General features: G+C 70.9%; 13 protein-coding genes. 7 read left to right on the top strand and 6 right to left on the bottom strand.

Features of this window, described 5'->3' with window-relative positions; all coding sequences use genetic code 11:
* Positions 1-55 precede the first annotated feature (55 nt).
* On the top strand, positions 56-997 hold the full coding sequence (locus tag WME79_RS14745) for an alpha/beta hydrolase (RefSeq protein WP_437535528.1): 942 nt from the start codon (positions 56-58) through the stop codon (positions 995-997).
* Between the two features lie 126 nt (positions 998-1123).
* On the opposite strand, the gene WME79_RS14740 is transcribed toward WME79_RS14745, so the two are convergent.
* Positions 1124-1909, bottom strand: coding sequence for a hypothetical protein (locus WME79_RS14740; protein ID WP_437535525.1), 786 nt, complete (start codon positions 1907-1909; stop codon positions 1124-1126).
* A gap of 53 nt (positions 1910-1962) precedes the next feature.
* On the bottom strand, positions 1963-3552 hold the full coding sequence (locus WME79_RS14735) for a hypothetical protein (protein ID WP_437535522.1): 1590 nt from the start codon (positions 3550-3552) through the stop codon (positions 1963-1965).
* Positions 3553-3580: 28 nt separating this feature from the next.
* Here WME79_RS14735 and WME79_RS14730 point away from each other — a divergent pair, with 28 nt between their 5' ends.
* A complete protein-coding gene (locus WME79_RS14730; RefSeq protein WP_437535519.1) occupies positions 3581-4114 on the top strand; it encodes a hypothetical protein in 534 nt (177 codons plus the stop codon).
* 99 nt (positions 4115-4213) lie between these two features.
* Here WME79_RS14730 and WME79_RS14725 read toward each other — a convergent pair whose 3' ends face one another.
* The 3 genes from WME79_RS14725 to WME79_RS14715 form a co-directional block, all read right to left on the bottom strand.
* Positions 4214-5065 carry an SDR family NAD(P)-dependent oxidoreductase gene (locus WME79_RS14725; protein WP_437535517.1) on the bottom strand — a complete coding sequence of 284 codons (852 nt, stop codon included), beginning with the start codon at positions 5063-5065 and terminating at the stop codon, positions 4214-4216.
* Positions 5066-5217: 152 nt separating this feature from the next.
* Positions 5218-7404, bottom strand: a complete 2187-nt coding sequence (locus WME79_RS14720) for a glycoside hydrolase family 3 N-terminal domain-containing protein (RefSeq protein WP_437535514.1) — start codon at positions 7402-7404, stop codon at positions 5218-5220.
* 144 nt (positions 7405-7548) lie between these two features.
* On the bottom strand, positions 7549-8553 hold the full coding sequence (locus WME79_RS14715) for a beta-ketoacyl-ACP synthase 3 (RefSeq protein WP_437535511.1): 1005 nt from the start codon (positions 8551-8553) through the stop codon (positions 7549-7551).
* 112 nt (positions 8554-8665) lie between these two features.
* On the opposite strand from WME79_RS14715, the gene WME79_RS14710 reads away from it, so the two are divergent.
* Both WME79_RS14710 and WME79_RS14705 read left to right on the top strand, forming a co-directional pair.
* Positions 8666-9391 (top strand): hypothetical protein, encoded by a 726-nt coding sequence (locus tag WME79_RS14710; protein ID WP_437535508.1) that lies wholly within the window; start codon positions 8666-8668, stop codon positions 9389-9391.
* A gap of 148 nt (positions 9392-9539) precedes the next feature.
* Entirely contained in the window at positions 9540-10064 is a 525-nt protein-coding gene (locus WME79_RS14705; protein WP_437535506.1) for a hypothetical protein, read from the top strand.
* Between the two features lie 154 nt (positions 10065-10218).
* On the opposite strand, the gene WME79_RS14700 is transcribed toward WME79_RS14705, so the two are convergent.
* Positions 10219-10590, bottom strand: a complete 372-nt coding sequence (locus tag WME79_RS14700) for a hypothetical protein (RefSeq protein ID WP_437535503.1) — start codon at positions 10588-10590, stop codon at positions 10219-10221.
* Between the two features lie 254 nt (positions 10591-10844).
* Here WME79_RS14700 and WME79_RS14695 point away from each other — a divergent pair, with 254 nt between their 5' ends.
* The 3 genes from WME79_RS14695 (at position 10845) to WME79_RS14685 (ending at position 15851) form a co-directional block, all read left to right on the top strand.
* Positions 10845-12551, top strand: a complete 1707-nt coding sequence (locus tag WME79_RS14695; protein WP_437535500.1) for a hypothetical protein — start codon at positions 10845-10847, stop codon at positions 12549-12551.
* Between the two features lie 83 nt (positions 12552-12634).
* A complete protein-coding gene (locus WME79_RS14690; RefSeq protein ID WP_437535498.1) occupies positions 12635-14803 on the top strand; it encodes a DUF1565 domain-containing protein in 2169 nt (722 codons plus the stop codon).
* Between the two features lie 214 nt (positions 14804-15017).
* Positions 15018-15851: a metallophosphoesterase family protein gene (locus tag WME79_RS14685; RefSeq protein WP_437535495.1), complete on the top strand. Its 834-nt coding sequence runs from the start codon at positions 15018-15020 to the stop codon at positions 15849-15851.
* Positions 15852-15928 lie beyond the last annotated feature (77 nt).

Genomic DNA, 15928 nt, shown 5'->3' with positions numbered 1-15928 from the left:
AGGGGACGGGGACTTGCGACGTGGACAATTGAGCTGGTACAAAAAAAACGAAATGGTGGCGCCCTCCTTCTCCCCGGAGCCGCAGAGTCTAACGCTCTCCGATGGCCGAACGCTTGCCTACGCCTCCTTTGGAGCCGACCCGCACGCCTCCACCGCCAGCGCGGCCCCTGTCACGACGACGGTCTTCTACTTTCATGGCTTTCCGGCCTCCCGCCTGGAGGGAGCGCTCTGGCACGCCGCCGCCCTTCGCTTGAACGTTCAACTGATTGCTGCCGACCGCCCCGGCGTCGGCCTGTCCACGTTCCAGCCCGCCCGCACCCTCCTCGACTGGCCGAGCGACGTGCTCGCCCTTGCAGACCACCTCCATGTCGAGCGCTTCGGCGTGCTCGGCGCATCGGGCGGTGCCCCCTATGTGCTCGCTTGCGCGAAATCGCTCCCAGGAGCGCGATTGCGCGCGGCTGCCGTCGTGTCCGGGCTGTACCCCGTGGCGCTCGGGACGGGAGGTATGCTCTGGGAAGGGCGAATGCTGCTCTGGGTCGCGTCGCGGATGGCCCCGGCGGTCAAGTTGCTCCTGGAGGCGAGCCTGGGCAAAGCGGCACGAAACTCGGCGAAGCCGCACGTCTTTGACGAGCTCGTCATGCGGGACATGCGCAAGAGGCCCGGGGTGGACAGGAGATGTGTCGAAGACGATGAAGGCTTCCGTCGGAGGTTCCTGGACTCCGTGCGAGAGAGCTTTCACATGGGGAGTCAGGGTGTGGCATGGGACGCGAAGCTTCTCGGGGCTCCGTGGGGCTTTGGGCTCGAGGAGATCGAGAACATGAAGCTCACGCTCTGGCACGGAGGCCTGGATCAGAACAGTCCGATCGGGATGGCGAGGCGAGCGGCCAAGGTCCTGAGGGGCGCTCGCTTCCAGGAATTCGAAGGCGAGGGGCACGTGAGTCTCATCGTGAATCAGATGGACGAGATTCTGAGGAGCCTGGCCGCGGACGCCCGATAGGGCCGGCAGGTCGCTGCGCGCCCGTCGTTGCTCAACGTTTTGGCGAGCTCCTCGAATCGCCTCCGGTGCCGCGGCCTGCCCGGAGGCGATCGCCGCGGTGGTGAGGCTCGCGGCGACGGCGGCACGCTATCGATGTCCGGGCGGTGGATCCACGGGGGTGTCCCGCCGGAAGTGCCTCCTCATGACGGCGCGGGTCATGGCGAGGAGGTTCTCGCTGGTGAAGCGGAACCAGAAGCCGGCGTAGCAGCCGTTCGTGCGGAAGCCGGGGTTGGCTGCGGCGTAGCGCCGCGCGGCCGGGCGCTCGAAGTAGCGCGGCGGATACCGGCTCACCGTCTCCTCGGTCATGAAGATGTTGACGCGGACGAGGCCGGTCTCGTCGTCGACGTGGTAGTTGCTCTCCCTGGCGAGCCTGAAGAAGGCCTCGCGCACCGCCTCGTCCTCCGCGGTGCCCCGGCGCTTCGGATCGAAGAGCTCGTAGCGCGCGAGCGCCTCGGTGATGGACACGAACCCGAAGAGGCTGGCGATCGAGAGCCGATAGAAGCGGGTCCGCGGCGCGCGGCGCTTCGTCTCGAGCAAGAACAGGAGGCCGGAGGCGAGGTGCAGCCCGCGGGTCCGGAAGTCGGGCGAGATCCTGAGCTTCCCGCCGACGATGGCCCGGCTGCGGGGCAAGGCGAGCGGGGCGGTCTTCCAGAACTGGAAGCCGACGATCGCTCCCGTGTCGGCGCGGCGGAAGACGTGGACGACATCGTTGGTCCTCGCGTGAACGCAGAAATGCCCGAAGTCCTCGGCCATGAGCGCGTTCGAGAGGGCGTGGAGCTCGCGCAGCCGCGGCTCGGTGAAGTCGCGCCGCTCGACGGTCTCGAGGCGAACGGCGGGGCGCAGCGGGGAGAGGCGGAGAAGGACGTTCAGCATGGAGGGCTCCGAAGGCTCCGGGATGGCCCGTATACGGCGGGCGAGCGCCGCGCTCAGGGAGCGCGCCCCTCGGCGCGATAGCCCATGTACTTCAGGAAGCCGCGCGTCACCTGGGTCCAGTTCTTCGGCCGGCCGGCGTAGAGGTGCTCGATGCCGTGGCGGGCCATGCGGTCGCCGAAGTCGAGCCACGACGTGTCGCCCGAGACCAGGTAAGCCGCGCCGAAGACGTGGGAGATGAGCAGGTTGAGCGTCGCCCACGCGCTGCTCTGGTACGCCACGTCCTTGCAGCCCCAGAGGTACTGGAAGGCGACGCCGTCGCGGTTGATCGCGTGGTCGCGGTACCACGCCGCGGCCCTGACCACGATCTCTGGGATACGCGGGTCGCGGAGGAGCAGCCATGCGTCCATCAGGCCGTCGACGACCAGCGAGGTCATGAACGGCGAGCCCCCGTGAGGGCCTTCCCCGCACTCGCCGGGATCTGGAGCATGGATGTCGTGCTCGAAGGCGCCGCTCCGGCTCGCGCGCTGCCAGTCGAGCGCCGTGCCGATCAGCGCGACGAGCGCCTCGCGCACGTCGGGGCGCGGCTCGGCGGCGTAGTAGCTGGTGAGGCCCATCAGCGTCCACGCGAGGTTGCGCTCCGTGGCGCGGATGTGGGGTGTGTCCCCCGCCATCAGGGCGGGCAGGTTCCGCAGGTAGGCCTCGCCCAGCCCGCGGAGCGCGCGGAGCGCCGCTGGATCGCCCGTGAGCAGGTAGTCGTCGAGCATCCCCTGGCCGAGCATGTTGCGCAGGTGCTGCCACGCCATGGGCGTCGATGGGTCCCATCGATCGGCGCACGCGTAGAGGGCGACCTCGCCGCCCGCGAACCAGCGGAGCTCGTTCCCGCGGTACCAGGTCGACTCCTCGCGCGCGCGCCGGTACGCGCCGGGGGTGCCGTGGTGGATGAAGCGCTGGAACAGCGCGTGCGGCGCATCATAATAGGTCCGCTCAAGGGCCGTCGCGCCGCAGCTGATGCCATAGGCCTGCCAGGCGGGCGTCATCTCGGCGAGGTAGCGCTCGGTCTTTTCTTCCCAGACCTTGAATGCCGTGTTCTCGGTCGCGGGCAGCTGATAGCCGATCACGCGGCTCCGGGCGTACCAAGACGGCGGCATCCGGGCGACCGCGGCGCCGTCCGGGGTAGGCGCGAGCGCGCCGGACTCCTCGCGGCCCTGCGCGCCGTACTCCAGCGTGAAGGTCGCGGACGCGCCCTCGTCCAGCGAGGCGCGCCACGCCACCAGCACGGCGCGCTGCGAGCCGTCCGCCGGCCAGGTCGCGAGCGAGACGACGCGGCGGCTCACCTCGGCCCCAGCAGCGTCGAAGACGCGGAGATGCGCGGCGTCGAGGAGCGCGCCGGGCGGGAACGGCACGCCGAGCGAGACCGTGCCGCCGCGCAGGGCGCCGCGGTCGGCCGTGACCGTCACAGGCACGTTTCCTCGCTGCTCCGCGGGCTTGCGCCCGGAGATCGCCGCGCGATCCGGCCCGCGAGGGGCGCTGCTCGGACTCGCGGCGCACCCCGCGAGGAGGAGAACGACGGGCAAGCCGCGCAGGAGGAGCGCCGGCGCGAAGGGACCGTGGCGCATTCGCTTGCGGTCGTGTTGGATCGACATCGGCCGGGCGTCGCCTACGATAGCCGGGATGCCGCGGGAGCGTACCGAATTCGCTTTTCTCTGGTGCTTCGCTGGGCTCGCGGTCGTCGGTCTCATCGGCTGCGCCCCGACCCGGCCCCCCGCAGCGGTGCTCCGGGACTCGCCGGGGATCAGCACGGAAGAGCGACTTCCCTTCCACGCGCGGCCCGGCGAGTTCTTCTGCCGGCTCCACCACGGCGAGCGCGAGGAGCCGCGGCTCCCGTGCCAGATCACGGATCCGGGGGACGGCGGGCGGCGGCTCGCGAGCTTCGGGGAGCCACGGCGCATCGAGGGGGCGCTGACCCCGATCGATCACCGCAGCTTCCGGTTCGACGGCGCGTTCGCCCCGGAGCCGGGCGCCGCGGCCGAGGCCGTCACGGCCACGTTCGAGGCCGTGGATTACCACCTGTACCGCGGGGCGATACGCGCGGCGGGGAGCGAGACCTGGGTGACGCTCGAGTACCTGCCCACGCCGCAGGACCTCGCGGGCCAAGGAGCGGCAGCGAGACCCGGCGGACGGCCGGGGAATCCAGGGCAGCGCTAGCTCACTCGCCTCACCGGCGACGCCCATAACGATTGGTTGCAATGGCAGCGAGAGCTCACTCTTGGATCAGCGTGAGCTCTGGAGCGGCTGGACATCGTCTCACGCCCCGTACAGGGCGTGCAGCGCCCGCGTGGCCTCGTCCGCGGCGACGTTCACCGGGTCGACCAGCGCCGCGTCCGCGCCGAACGTCGTGCGCAGCGGCCGCTGGCCGTGGGGCATCTCCAGCAGCCTCAGCAGCACGCCCGCGAGCTCTTCCGGGGATGGCCCGTTCATGGCCTTGGCCGTCTCGAGCGTGGCACGCGCCACGCCGCCGAGCGCCCCGTACTCGGCGACGCGCGCCGTGTCGTCGTCCAGCCACATGTTGTCGAAGATCTTCGTCTGGACCATTCCCGGCTCCAGGATCACGACGTCGATCCCGAACGACGCGAGCTCGCGCTTGTAGCCCTCGGCGATCATCTCCATCCCGGCCTTGGCCGCGCAGTAGAGCGTCGTGGTCGGTATGACGATGCGCCCTGCGCAGCTGGACGTGAAGGCGAGCACCCCGGTCTTTCGCCGGCGCATGTGCGGCAGCACGGCGCGACAGACGCGCTGCGTCCCGAGGACGTGGGTATCGAGGAGCCGTTGCAGCAGCTCGATGCTGCCGCACTCGGTCAGCCCCATCAGGCAGCCACCCGCGTTGTTCAGGAGCACATCGATCTTCCCCGTCTTCTCCACGACCGTCGCGACCGCCGCGGCCACGGAGGCGTCGTCCGTCACGTCGAGCGCGACCGCCTCGATGGGGATCCCCGCGGTCGCCAGGCCGGCCACCTCGTCGCGCGCCGCTCGGTTCCTGCCATTGGGATCGCGCATGCCCGCGAAGGCCACATACCCGTTCCTCGCGAGCGCCTCCGCCACGCTCCGGCCGATCCCCGTGCTCGCGCCCGTCACCAGCGCCACCCGCTTCGCCGTCATGGGTCCTTCCCTCCTCGGGCGCCGAGGCCTCACTCGTCGCCCCGTTGACGGTGATACACGATCCGGCGAAAATTGGAATTCAGGCCGGAGGTGTGCGGCACCTTCCGGCCTGAGTCACCACCGCACCGCCGGCGGCCGTCGCCGATACGGCCCTATGCCACGGCAAACCCGGCGCTGAGCAGGTCCTGGGGCCTGGACGACGAGCCGATGTGGACACGGAAATCCCCCGGCTCCACCACGCGGCGCCCCTCCGCGTCGACCAGGGACAGCTCCGCCACGGGCACGTCGAAGCGCACCTTGCGCGCCTCCCCCGCGGCCAGGCTGACGCGGCGGAACGCCTTCAGCTCCTTCTGCGCCCACGTCGACGACGTCACCAGATCTTCGATGTACAGCTGGGCGATCTCGACGCCCTCGCGCCCGCCAGCGTTGGTGATCGTCACCTCGAACGACGCCGTCCCGCCTCGCTCCACGCTCGGCGTCAGGACCTTCAGATCGCCGTAGGTGAAGCGCGTGTAGCTCAGACCGAAGCCGAAGGCGAACGCCGGCTCCTGCGTGAGGTCGGCGTAGCGATTCCCGTGCTGACCGCGGGCCTGGTTGTAGAATATCGGCTGCTGGCCCACGTGGTAGGGGAACGAGATCGTCAGCTTGCCAGAGGGGTTGATCGTCCCGAACACCGCCTCGGCCACGGCCCGCCCGCCCATCATCCCCGGATTGAACACCTCGAGGATCGCCGCCGCGCCGAGCGCCGAGCGCGGCAGGACCAGCGGCTTGCTGTTGACGAGGACAACGACCGTGGGCACGCCGGTCCTGGCGATCGCGTCCGAAAGGGCCTTCTGACCGCCCATGAGCTCGAGGGTCGCTGTGCTCCTCACCTCGCCGATGAACTCGATCCGATCCCCCAGAACCAGGACCACCATGTCGGCGCTCCGGGCAAGCTCGACCGCCGCAGGAATGCCGGACTCGTCCTCGCTGACGACCGAGCAGCCCGCGGCATAGACCACCTCACACCCCGGGGGCGCGAGCTCCCGTATCCCATCCACGATCGTGACGATGCTCGAGCGGGGGTGCTGCGGCCCGTTGCCGCCGCTCATTTGGCCCGAGCCGAGCGACCAGTCGCCCAGCTGGGCGATTGTGTCGTCTGCGTTGGGGCCGATCACCGCTATCCGCCGCAATGGCCTCGACGCCGCCGCCTCCGCGAGCGGCAGGAGGCGGTCGTTCTTGAGCAGCACGAGAGACGCCCGCGCGACCTCCAGGTTCAGGTCCCGGTGGGCCGCACACCCGATGATCTCCTGGATGCGCTGCTCGCTGCTGTACCCGGGGTCCTCGAAGAGCCCGAGGGAGAACTTGAGCGACAGGACGCGCCGCACGACCGCGTCGATCTCGGCTTCAGCCAGGAGCCCGCGGCGCACCGCCTCCAGGGCGCCCTCGTAGAACTGCGGTGTCGCCATCATCAGGTCATTGCCGCTTCGGACCGCCACCGTGGCCGCCTCGGCCATGTCCTTGCAGACCTTCTGATCGAGCACGAGATTGCCCACGTTGTTCCAGTCGGTCACGAGGATCCCCTCGAACCCCCACTCCTCCTTGAGGACCTCCGTCAGGAGCCAGCGGTTGGCGGTGGCCGGGATCCCGTCCATGGACTGATATCCAGTCATGAAGGCCATACAGCCGCTCCGCGCGGCCCGCTCGAAGGGCGGCAGAAAATACGAGCTCAGGTAGCGCCGCGAGATGTTCGCCTCCGAGGCGTCACGGCCGCCCAGCGTCTCCGAGTACCCCGCGTAGTGCTTGGCCGTGGCCAGCACCGCGTCCGGATCGTCCAGGCCCTTGCCCTGATAGCCCTTGATCATCGCGCAGGCGAACTCCCCGATGAGGTAGGGATCCTCGCCGAAGGTCTCCCCCACCCTGCCCCAGCGGAGATCGCGTGTGAGGCACAGGACGGGAGAGAACGTCCACTTGAGGCCCGTGGCCCGCATCTCGGCGGCGGTCACCCGCGCGACCTGCTCCAGGAGCCCCGTATCCCAGCTGCAGGCCATGCCGAGCTGCGTGGGGAAGATCGTGGCGCCCGCCCAGAAGGAATGACCATGGATCCCGTCGTCGGCCATCAGCACCGGAATACCAAGGCGGGTGTCCAGCGCGCGCCGGATCGCCGTGTCAGCGTCCTTCCCGTTACAGTGCAGGAGGCTGCCGACCTTCATCCGCCCGATCGCGTCCTCCAGATCTCCCTGGGCGTCGAGCTGCATGAGCTGCCCCACCTTCTCGTCCAGGGTCATCCGACTCAGGAGGTCTTCCACCCGCTTTCCCACGGGTTGCTTGGCATCTTTGTAGAGAAGAGCGTCGTTCATGGGTTCTCCTGCACGATGGGGAGCGCACGGCGACAAGTCCACCGTCGCGCTCGTCACCTTGTCGCGAGCGCAGCGCGCGGGCTCCCTCGCGGGCCGTGTACCGGCCGGGCCGCGCGCCGCCAGAGACCCCCGGCCCTCGTCGACTCAGACGCGGAGCACGGCGCTGCCCCACGTGAGGCCGCCGCCGAGCGCACACAGCAGCACGTGATTCCCGGGCAGGATCCGGCCATCGCGGAGCGCCTCGTCGAGCGCCATGGCGACCGAGCCCGCGCAGGTCCCGGCCGCGCTGGCGCCGTCGACCGCGCCGAGGACGCGCTCAGGCCGGCACCCGAGGCGCTCGGCGAGGAGGGCGACGAGGTGCGGGTCGGCGTGGTGCGGGATCACCCAGTCGACGTCCGCGGGCGCAAGCCCGGCGGCCGCGACCGCCGAGAGGGCGTGAGCCCCGAGGCGCTCCTCCGCGGCCTGCCGCAGCTCGGGCTGCTTCACGCGCAGGTATTGCCGCCGGTCAGCGAGCCGCTCCACGGTGAGCGGCTCCGCGGATCCTCCGCCGGGCACCTGGAGCACATCGGCCTTCTTCCCGTCGGCGCGCAGGCCGACGCTCAGGATCCCGCGCCCGTCGCCGGTCGCCGGCCCGATCACCACCGCGCCGGCGCCGTCACCGAACAGCTGGGCCGAGGCCCTGTCCCGCGGATCCAGGCGGCGGGAGAGCAGGTCCGCGCCGATGACGAGCACGTGCTTCATGGTCCCCGCCGTCACGAACTGGTTCGCCACCGACAGCCCGTAGAGGAAGCCCGTCAGCGACGCGGAGAGGTCGAACGACGGGATGTGCTCGGCGCCGAGCTTCTGCTGCACGTACACCGCGGTCGCCGGCATCGGCGCGTCGCCGCTCGAGGTGGCGAGGATGATCATCTCGAGGTCGCGCGGCCCGACGCCGGCCGCCTCGAGGGCCGCCTTCGCCGCCCGCGCCGCCAGATCGCTCGTCCGCTCGCCGGGCGCGACGCGGCGCCGCTCGTCGTTCGCGCCCGGGTCGCCCGCCGCGCCGTCCGCCGGCGGCGCGCCCGCCTGCGCCTCGCTCGTCGGGACGGCGAGCGGCAGGGAGCGGCCTGTGCCGAGGATGCGCGCGCGTGGATTTCTGGCATCGAACGTCATCGGGAGCGCAGCCTACATCAAGGGCTGCTCGTTGGAACGGGCGATCGTGCCCTGCCGCTCGGTCCACGGAATGCTTGAGTCGCGGGCACGCTCCGGTACATAAAGCGCCTCGATGGCTACGAGCTCCGAAGACAGAGACCGCCCCGACACGGACGAAGCGCCTCCCGGCGAGGCCGACGCGCAGGACACGCGCAGCGAGGAGGACGGCGAGGGCCGCGCCGACGCCGCGGCGCCGGCCAAAGCCTCGCGTCCTGCAAAGCAGGCTGGCGCAGCGCGGCGCCCGGCCGGCAAGAAGCCCGGCGCGCGGCCTCGCGCCGCCGCCCAGTCGCAGGGCGGCTCGCTCGGCAAGAGCATGATCCTGTTCCTCATCATCATCGGCGGCCTCGCCGCGGCCTTCGCCTATTTCGGGCGTGAGCCTGCGTCCGGCACCGCCGGCCCCAAGTGGAAACCCGGCGACAAGTCCCAGGTCGAGATCACCCTCGTGTCCACCGACATCAAGGATCTCGCCTGCTGGTCGGCCGACGAGGTCAGCGGCCGGCACTGCGCGTTCGAGTCGCCCACCAAGGGTTGGTCCAAGGGGGATGCGGATGACAAAAAGCTGCTCCGTCCTTACACGACCACGGACCGCGTCCAATTCCTCGCCGCCGGCCTCTGGAGCGAGTCCGCGCTCACCGACGGCAAGCTGCCGTCCGCACGGTTCGCGGTGAAGTGCACCTACACCGTCGAAGGCAGGATGAAGCGGCCCGGCATCCGTTGGTCCAGCGAGGGCGCATGGCTCGACAGGACCGATGACTGGTACACGGGGCTCCTGTCGGACTGCAAGCTCATCACCCCCTGATGTCGCAGGCGCCGCTGCGTTCATCGTCGTGACGCGCGTGACGCGGCGTACGACGCAGCGCATTCAGCCGGCGCTGCGCCGTGTGCCATGCCCCCCTCGTGTGGCCGCGACCCTCCGTGGTAGTGTGATTTTCGGCTTGGAGGTGCTCATGCCCTGTCATCGGGTGATCGCGTTGCTGTTGTGGGCCGCATTGTTCGCCGTCGCTGGATGTGAAGCTGACCCGGGCACCGTGAACATTCTGCCGACCTATGTCGTCACCGCGTCGAGCTCCTCCAGCGGGGGCGCGGGCGGGGAAGGCGGAGCGACCACCACCGTCGCGACGACGAGCACAGGGGGCGAGGGCGGCATGGGCGGCGAGGGCGGCACGGTGTGCACGTGCGAGCCCGGGCTCTCGTGCTGTGGATCCGAGTGCTTCAACCTGGCCGGTGATCCGCACAATTGCGGGTCGTGCGGCACGACCTGCACCGAGACGCAGGTCTGCATCCAGGGCGAGTGCGCGAATGCGTGCGCCCCCGGCTTCGGGTGCGAAGAAGGCCTCTGCTGCGGCGTGAGATGCTGCGGCACCGGCGAGATCTGCTGCGACTACGGCGACAGCGCCGACGCGCCCGACCTTCACTGTCAGGCGACGGTGAACGGCACCTGCCCCCTCGCCTGCAGCGGCTGCGAGAACTGACGGACCTCGATAGCGGCGCGCGGCGCACCAGGCGGCGCCGCGCGTCGGCGCATTGCGCGCAGCGCGCCTCGTCCGTGCGCCGCGCCTCGTAGGCACGGCAGGCGGCGCATCGCGCGCGGCGCGGCTCACCGCGCGCCGCGCGCGCCAGGTCGGCTCACGCCTTGTCGAAGATCTTGCCCGGGTACTTTCGCTCGAAGTGCCCCACCACGCCCCGGCCGATCGCCTCGATGGTGAGCGCCGCGATGCCCATCTTGATGGCCGGCCCGATCAGGGGGACGAAGCCGACCGCCCGGGTGGCCAGGAATTTCAAACCTTGCCCGAGGATCGCGAAGCTCCCGCCGGCGGCGGTCGTCACCACGGATCCCACGTTCTCGCCGTAGATCTCGCCGACCATCGTCATCATGTGCGTCTCGATCGCGACGAGCCCGGCGGAGGTCGAGATCGGGAGCGGAAGCGCGGCGAATGCCGCCCCGCCGATCGCGTAGCGGTGAACCCAGCGGAGAGCTTCATCCCTGCACGTCGTCATATCCCGAGGTTGCCGCAAGTCTCGCCATCCGTCCATCGAGCACCGCGCTGACGGAGCGAGCGCGTCGATCAGCCCGGGCACACCCGGATCTTCTGTGCGCTGCCTTCCCGCGCAGCGGGAACCGCGCGTGCATGGCCCTCGCTCGGCTCGACCTCGGCGCTCGCGCCGGAGGGCGGAGCCCGTGGCAAAGCGATCCCGCGAGGGAATGTTGGACCGTCGGAGCCCGTGGCGATCCGGGCTCCAGCGAGGTGCTCATGACAGCTCGACGCGCGCTCTTCAGCCTGCCCCTCCTCTGCGCCTGCGCCGCCGTCGCGGCGTGCGGCGCGGAGCCACGCCCCTCCTCGCCCGGAGCGGAGCCGCCGGCCGGCCCTGCGCCCGTGGACGCGCCCGACGCCGAGCGCGTCCCTCTGTTCGAGGACATCGGCGCGCTCCATCACCCCGTGACGACGTCATCGCAGCTCGCGCAACGTTATTTCGATCAGGGGTTGCGGCTCGTCTACGCGTTCAACCACGACGAGGCGAGGCGCGCATTCAAGGAGGCCGCCCGCCTCGATCCCGGCCTCGCCATGGCCCGCTGGGGCATCGCGCTCACGCTCGGCCCCAACATCAACCAGCCGGCCGACGCGGCGCGGGAGCGGGCGGCCTTCGAGGCCGTCGAGGAGGCGCGCTCGCTCGCCGCGTCCGCGAGCGAGCGCGAGCGCGCGTATATCGACGCGCTGGCGGAGCGCCACGCTTCAACGTCGGGCCGCACGCCGGGCCACGACCAGGCAGCCCTCGACCGCGCCTACGCGAACGCGATGCGCGAGCTCGCTCATCGCTTCCCCGACGATCTCGACGCGGGTGTCCTCTTCGCCGAGGCGCTCATGGATCTGCGCCCGTGGGATCTCTGGACGCTGGACGGTCAGCCGCAGCCCGAGACCGACGAGATCGTCTCCACGCTCGAGGGCATCCTCCGGCGAGATCCCGAGCACATCGGCGCGAATCACTATTACATCCACGCGGTCGAGGCGTCGCGAGCGCCGGAACGGGCATTGCCGAGCGCCGAGCGGCTCGGCGGTCTGGCCCCTGGCGCTGGGCACCTCGTTCACATGCCGTCGCACATCTTCATACGGGTCGGTCGCTACGCGGACGCCTCTGACGCGAACGAGCAAGCGGTGCTGGCCGATCGCCGGTACATCCGCGAGCGGCGGCCGGAGGGCATCTATCCGATGATGTACTTCCCTCACAACCTCCATTTCCTCTCGGTCTCGGCGAGCATGGAGGGGCGCAGCGCCGTCGCGGTGCGCGCCGCGCGAGAGCTGACCGCGGCGGTGCCCGACCACAACGTCCAGCACATGCCGATGCTCGAGATGTTCCGCCCTGCGCTGCTGTTCGCGCTGGTCCGGTTCGGACGGTGGGACGACGTCCTCGCGGAGCCGGCGCCGCCGCCCGAGCTGCGGTACACGACGGGGATATGGCGCTATGCGCGCGGCCGCGCGCTCGCCGCGACGGGGCGCCATGACGATGCCGCGCGCGAGGCGGCGGTGCTCAGGGCGATAGCGTCCGAGAGCCCGGACGACGCGACGATCGGCAGGAACCGCGCGAAGGACCTGCTCGAGATCGCCGCGCTCGTGGTCGAGGGCCAGATCGCGTCCGAGCGCGGCGACACCGGCGCCGCTGCTCGCGCGCTCGAGGACGCCGCGCGCATCGAGGACGGGCTGCGCTATTTCGAGCCGCCGGACTGGCCCGAGCCGGTCCGCCACACGCTCGGCGCGGTGCTCCTCAAGGCGGGTCGCGCGCGCGACGCGGAGGCGGCTTACCGGGAGGACCTGCGCCAGAACCCGCAGAATGGCTGGTCGCTGTGCGGGCTCGAGCACAGCCTCCGCGCACAGGGCAGGGAAGAGGAAGCAGACGCCGCACACGCGCGCTTCAAGCGCGCCTGGGCGCGAGCCGACGTACGGCTGTCCGGGTCACGCCCGTGAATGTCCGGTCTCGAGCGGCTGGAGACGGCGAGAGAGGCGCGCATTGCCGGCGTGCACATCGGAGCATCTGCTAGGTTGGTGGGGTGTTGCGCGCGAAGCTCGGACACTCGGCGTTCTGGTGTCTTTTCTCCCTCGCTTCCAGCCTGTGCGCGGTCTCGCTCTTCGGCTGCGAGAGCACCAACCTGCCGCCGTATACGAACCTCCCGGGGGAAGGCGCCGGCGGCTCGGGGTGTGCGCCGGGACAGATCAGCGGCGCCAGCGGATGTGCGCAGGTGGGCATTCGGGGCTGCGCCGACGCCTTCGTCGACGAGGACGGCTTCTGTCGTCCCGCGCTCGCGAAGTGCTCGCCCGGGACGATCCCGAAGCACGACGAGGGCTGCATTGAAGTCGGGATCCCCGGCTGTGCGGCCGAGTTCGTGGAGGGCGGTGGCTGTCGTCCCACCATGGCCAAATGCCCGGAGGGAACATTCGCGGTCCCGCAGAAGGGCTGTGTTTCCATCGACGGCCCGGACGGCTGCGGCTCGGCGCCGTGGGGCGAGATCGCCGAGACGCCCGGCGATCTCCACGTCGATCCTGGCCACGAGGGCGGAGACGGCGACGGGTCGCGGGAGAGGCCGTTCACGACGCTGGCGGAGGCGCTGGCAGGCGTTCAGACGGACGGGCGCGTCGTCCTGGCCGAGGGCGAGTACGACGAGCCGATCGAGATCACGAAGCCCATCGAGATCGTCGGGCGGTGCGCCTCGCGGGTGGTGCTCCGGGGCGAGCAGAGCGATCCCAGCGGCAACGTCAGCGCGATCTGGATCCATGACGTCGAGCGCGCCGGCGTGCGCGGCGTGAGCGTGCTCAGCGCCTCGATCGGGGTGCTGATCCAGGCAGCGGCGGTCTCGGTGCGCGACATCCGGGTGACGGGCGAGAGCGGCAATGGGCTCGTGGTCGCGCTCCCTGGCGCGAGCCTCGATTTGTCGCGCAGCCTCGTCCAGTCGTCGTGGGCGGACGATGGAACGGGCGAGATCTGGACCAGCGTGCTCGTCGTCTCCGGGGCCGAGGCGCGGCTCACCGAGAACGCGCTGGTCGGCGGCACGGTCAACCTGCGGATCAGCTCCGCAGCGGCCGAGGTGGTCGCGGAGGGAAACCTGCTGGAGGCTCCGGCGCTGCCGTCGGTGACGAGCGACGATGTCGGCGTCCACCTTGAGGACGGCACGCTCCGGCTCGACGCGAACGCGCTCGTCCACCATCACCTGGGCGCGCTGGTGACGGGCGCCGGTGCGGAGCTGGTGGCGGCGCGCAACCTCATCGCCGCCCCGGCAGACGCGGCGCCCGAAGCCCGCGGCCTGGCCGTGGGCCAGGGCGCGCGCGCGTCGCTGGCCTCCAGCGTACTGTCAGGCGCGTGCGACGCGCAGCTCGTCGTCGCGGACGCCGGCACGGAGGTCGAGGCATCGGGCAACCTGTTCGATGGCGCGGGCGCCTCGGAGAGCGATCGCCTCGGCGTCGCCGTCGAGCAGCGCGGCGGAGCGCTCTCGCTGTCATCGAGCCTCGTGCGCCAGGCCGGCGACGCTGGGCTGTTCGTATCGGGCGGGACGCTCTCGGCGAGCGGCGTGGTCATCGAGGGCACGCGCGCGAGCCCGCTGCACCGGGATCGCGCTGCCGGCGTGCTCGTGCGGGGTGGCCGCGCCGCGCTTGCGTCCACGTATGTCCTGGAGCCCCACGTCGCGGGCGTGTCTGCGTCCCAGGGCGCGACCCTCGAGATCGCGGACAGCCTCATCGAGCGCTCGCTGCCGGAGGAGCGCGACGGCACGGGCGGCGTCGGCCTGCTGAGCGCCGGGGCGGCGCAGCTCCTTGTCCAGAGGTCGGCCGTGCTGGAGAGCCGCGTGGCGGGCCTGCTGCTGGCCTCGCCGAGCACGGTGGAGGACACGGTTATCCTCGGGGTCGAGGGCGGCACGTTCTCGGCCCTGAGCGCCGGTGGGCAGACGGAATCGGTGCCCGACCTGGGCGACGGCCTCGTGGTCCTGGGCTCGACGGCGCAGGTGAGCTACGTGCAGGTGCAGCGCTGCGCGCGCGCAGGTTTGCTCTTCAGCGACAGCCGTGGCGCGCTCGCGAGCTCAGAGTCCACCGGCAACCGGTTTGGCCTCGTCGTGCAGGGCGCGCAGGGGCCATCGGTGTCGGAGGACAACAGCTTCGAGGGCAACCAGGAGAGCGATCAGCTCGCCGAAGGCGCGCTCCCTGTCCCGAGCAGCGCCACGCCCGCTCCATGAATGACGATCGCTCGTCGAGCGGCGCGAGCGCGGCGCCGCCCGGCCCGGACGGACGTCGGCCCCGTCGCGGCGACACGCGCACGACGCGCTCGCGAATGTCGTGTTGAGATCGCGAGGCGCGCGTCGATGCGCCTCGCGCAGCGACGGATTGCGTCGCTGAGAGCTTGCGTCGATGTCGCGAGAACGACGTCGCTCAGGGCTCAAAATCGCGTCAATGACGACGATCGCACACCTCACGGACTTCCATCTCCTCGAGGCGGATCACGACCGGCGCCGCGGCGCCGAGCGGTGGCGGCTTCGTTACCTGAGCTTCGGCCGCCCCATCGACGCAGCGCAACGCCGCCGTCGCACGCTGGCCGCGCTCATCGAGGCGTGGCGGAGCGGGGCGGACCACCTGGTGCTCACCGGCGACCTCACGGAAGACGGGACTCCTGCCCAGTTCGAGGTGCTCGCCGCCGTGCTGGCGGAGAGCGGCTGGGACCCGGCCCGCGTCACGTTGGTGCCTGGCAACCACGACGCGTATACCGAAGGCGCGTGGGAGCGCGCGCTGGAGGGCTGCCTCCGTCCCTTTGCGGCGACGAGCGGGCAAGGGACGGCCGTCGCGCTGCCTGGGGCTGTCGTGGCCGCGGTCTCGACGGCCATGATGCAGCCGGTGACCCGCTCGGCGGGCGCGATCGCGGCCCGCGAGCTCTCGTGGATCGCCTCGCTCGCCGCCCAGACGCGCCGCTCGGGCGACGCGCTCGTGCTCGCCCAGCACCACCCGCCGATCCGCCATCCGATCGGAGCGATGCAGTGGCTGGACGGGCTCATCAACAGCGCAGAGCTCATGGCATTGCTCCACGAGCACGATCACCTTCACGTGATCCACGGCCATACGCACCGAGAGCACGACGCGCCGGTGCGCTCAGGCGCGCCACCTCGCATCTTCTGCGCTCAGGCGCTCGTGGACGGACCTTCACCGCTACGCCTCTACCGTGTGCGTTGCGGACGCCTCCTGTCCGAGCAGGCGCGCGTTCGGAGCGGCGCGTCGACGTTCGCGTTGGCGTAGAATCTCTCACACGCACTGCAGCGCGCGTTCCCCTCATCGCGCTCTTTTCGCCCAAGACGCGGCTCGTATAGAGTCCT

The sequence above is a fragment of the Sorangium sp. So ce726 genome (assembly GCF_051521405.1).
Lineage (GTDB): Bacteria > Myxococcota_A > Polyangia > Polyangiales > Polyangiaceae > Sorangium.
This window is presented reverse-complemented; position numbering and strand designations above follow the sequence as displayed.